Origin of the sequence: Kluyvera sichuanensis (assembly GCF_014218705.1) — a bacterium.
Classification (GTDB): Bacteria; Pseudomonadota; Gammaproteobacteria; order Enterobacterales; family Enterobacteriaceae; genus Kluyvera; species Kluyvera sichuanensis.
This window is the reverse complement of record NZ_JABBJF010000064.1, coordinates 1-3,220: the sequence shown is the minus strand read 5'-3', so window position 1 is coordinate 3,220 and position 3,220 is coordinate 1. Positions and strand designations below refer to the sequence as shown.

The following is a 3,220-nucleotide window of genomic DNA, read 5'->3' as shown; positions in this document are numbered from 1 at the left end:
GTTCCGTTGTGCCTCAAAGCCCATTTCTGTCAGGCTGAAATCTATAACCTTCGCGGGCATGTGTCAAAAAATGGGAAAGCAGACTCTATTCTGACTGTCGTTTTCAGAAGACGGCTGCACTGAACGTCAGAAGCCGACTGCACTATAGCAGCGGAGGGGTTGGATCCATCAGGCAACGACGGGCTGCTGCCGGCCATCAGCGGACGCAGGGAGGACTTTCCGCAACCGGCCGTTCGATGCGGCACCGATGGCCTTCGCGCAGGGGTAGTGAATCCGCCAGGATTGACTTGCGCTGCCCTACCTCTCACTAGTGAGGGGCGGCAGCGCATCAAGCGGTGAGCGCACTCCGGCACCGCCAACTTTCAGCACATGCGTGTAAATCATCGTCGTAGAGACGTCGGAATGGCCGAGCAGATCCTGCACGGTTCGAATGTCGTAACCGCTGCGGAGCAAGGCCGTCGCGAACGAGTGGCGGAGGGTGTGCGGTGTGGCGGGCTTCGTGATGCCTGCTTGTTCTACGGCACGTTTGAAGGCGCGCTGAAAGGTCTGGTCATACATGTGATGGCGACGCACGACACCGCTCCGTGGATCGGTCGAATGCGTGTGCTGCGCAAAAACCCAGAACCACGGCCAGGAATGCCCGGCGCGCGGATACTTCCGCTCAAGGGCGTCGGGAAGCGCAACGCCGCTGCGGCCCTCGGCCTGGTCCTTCAGCCACCATGCCCGTGCACGCGACAGCTGCTCGCGCAGGCTGGGTGCCAAGCTCTCGGGTAACATCAAGGCCCGATCCTTGGAGCCCTTGCCCTCCCGCACGATGATCGTGCCGTGATCGAAATCCAGATCCTTGACCCGCAGTTGCAAACCCTCACTGATCCGCATGCCCGTTCCATACAGAAGCTGGGCGAACAAACGATGCTCGCCTTCCAGAAAACCGAGGATGCGAACCACTTCATCCGGGGTCAGCACCACCGGCAAGCGCCGCGACGGCCGAGGTCTTCCGATCTCCTGAAGCCAGGGCAGATCCGTGCACAGCACCTTGCCGTAGAAGAACAGCAAGGCCGCCAATGCCTGACGATGCGTGGAGACCGAAACCTTGCGCTCGTTCGCCAGCCAGGACAGAAATGCCTCGACTTCGCTGCTGCCCAAGGTTGCCGGGTGACGCACACCGTGGAAACGGATGAAGGCACGAACCCAGTGGACATAAGCCTGTTCGGTTCGTAAACTGTAATGCAAGTAGCGTATGCGCTCACGCAACTGGTCCAGAACCTTGACCGAACGCAGCGGTGGTAACGGCGCAGTGGCGGTTTTCATGGCTTGTTATGACTGTTTTTTTGTACAGTCTATGCCTCGGGCATCCAAGCAGCAAGCGCGTTACGCCGTGGGTCGATGTTTGATGTTATGGAGCAGCAACGATGTTACGCAGCAGGGCAGTCGCCCTAAAACAAAGTTAGATGCACTAAGCACATAATTGCTCACAGCCAAACTATCAGGTCAAGTCTGCTTTTATTATTTTTAAGCGTGCATAATAAGCCCTACACAAATTGGGAGTTAGACATCATGAGCAACGCAAAAACAAAGTTAGGCATCACAAAGTACAGCATCGTGACCAACAGCAACGATTCCGTCACACTGCGCCTCATGACTGAGCATGACCTTGCGATGCTCTATGAGTGGCTAAATCGATCTCATATCGTCGAGTGGTGGGGCGGAGAAGAAGCACGCCCGACACTTGCTGACGTACAGGAACAGTACTTGCCAAGCGTTTTAGCGCAAGAGTCCGTCACTCCATACATTGCAATGCTGAATGGAGAGCCGATTGGGTATGCCCAGTCGTACGTTGCTCTTGGAAGCGGGGACGGACGGTGGGAAGAAGAAACCGATCCAGGAGTACGCGGAATAGACCAGTTACTGGCGAATGCATCACAACTGGGCAAAGGCTTGGGAACCAAGCTGGTTCGAGCTCTGGTTGAGTTGCTGTTCAATGATCCCGAGGTCACCAAGATCCAAACGGACCCGTCGCCGAGCAACTTGCGAGCGATCCGATGCTACGAGAAAGCGGGGTTTGAGAGGCAAGGTACCGTAACCACCCCATATGGTCCAGCCGTGTACATGGTTCAAACACGCCAGGCATTCGAGCGAACACGCAGTGATGCCTAACCCTTCCATCGAGGGGGACGTCCAAGGGCTGGCGCCCTTGGCCGCCCCTCATGTCAAACGTTGGGCGAACCCGGAGCCTCATTAATTGTTAGCCGTTAAAATTAAGCCCTTTACCAAACCAATACTTATTATGAAAAACACAATACATATCAACTTCGCTATTTTTTTAATAATTGCAAATATTATCTACAGCAGCGCCAGTGCATCAACAGATATCTCTACTGTTGCATCTCCATTATTTGAAGGAACTGAAGGTTGTTTTTTACTTTACGATGCATCCACAAACGCTGAAATTGCTCAATTCAATAAAGCAAAGTGTGCAACGCAAATGGCACCAGATTCAACTTTCAAGATCGCATTATCACTTATGGCATTTGATGCGGAAATAATAGATCAGAAAACCATATTCAAATGGGATAAAACCCCCAAAGGAATGGAGATCTGGAACAGCAATCATACACCAAAGACGTGGATGCAATTTTCTGTTGTTTGGGTTTCGCAAGAAATAACCCAAAAAATTGGATTAAATAAAATCAAGAATTATCTCAAAGATTTTGATTATGGAAATCAAGACTTCTCTGGAGATAAAGAAAGAAACAACGGATTAACAGAAGCATGGCTCGAAAGTAGCTTAAAAATTTCACCAGAAGAACAAATTCAATTCCTGCGTAAAATTATTAATCACAATCTCCCAGTTAAAAACTCAGCCATAGAAAACACCATAGAGAACATGTATCTACAAGATCTGGATAATAGTACAAAACTGTATGGGAAAACTGGTGCAGGATTCACAGCAAATAGAACCTTACAAAACGGATGGTTTGAAGGGTTTATTATAAGCAAATCAGGACATAAATATGTTTTTGTGTCCGCACTTACAGGAAACTTGGGGTCGAATTTAACATCAAGCATAAAAGCCAAGAAAAATGCGATCACCATTCTAAACACACTAAATTTATAAAAAATCTGGTAATGACTCCAACTTATTGATAGTGTTTTATGTTCAGATAATGCCCGATGACTTTGTCATGCAGCTCCACCGATTTTGAGAACGACAGCGACT

4 protein-coding genes are annotated in these 3,220 nt (G+C 50.2%); 2 read left to right on the top strand and 2 right to left on the bottom strand.

What is annotated here, in order from left to right; translation table 11 throughout:
• Positions 1 to 297: 297 nt before the first annotated feature.
• Entirely contained in the window at positions 298 to 1,311 is a 1,014-nt protein-coding gene (intI1, locus tag HII27_RS26665; protein ID WP_000845048.1) for a class 1 integron integrase IntI1, read from the bottom strand.
• Positions 1,312 to 1,602: 291 nt separating this feature from the next.
• Between intI1 and HII27_RS26660 the strand changes: the two genes are divergently transcribed.
• Complete coding sequence (locus HII27_RS26660) at positions 1,603 to 2,157, top strand: fluoroquinolone-acetylating aminoglycoside 6'-N-acetyltransferase AAC(6')-Ib-cr5 (protein ID WP_063840321.1); 555 nt, start codon at positions 1,603 to 1,605, stop codon at positions 2,155 to 2,157.
• Between the two features lie 130 nt (positions 2,158 to 2,287).
• Entirely contained in the window at positions 2,288 to 3,118 is an 831-nt protein-coding gene (locus tag HII27_RS26655; protein ID WP_001334766.1) for an oxacillin-hydrolyzing class D beta-lactamase OXA-1, read from the top strand.
• Positions 3,119 to 3,140: 22 nt separating this feature from the next.
• Here the strand turns inward: HII27_RS26655 and HII27_RS26650 are convergent.
• The coding region (locus HII27_RS26650) for an IS1 family transposase (RefSeq protein ID WP_001401901.1) at positions 3,141 to 3,220 on the bottom strand (80 nt) is incomplete at its 5' end.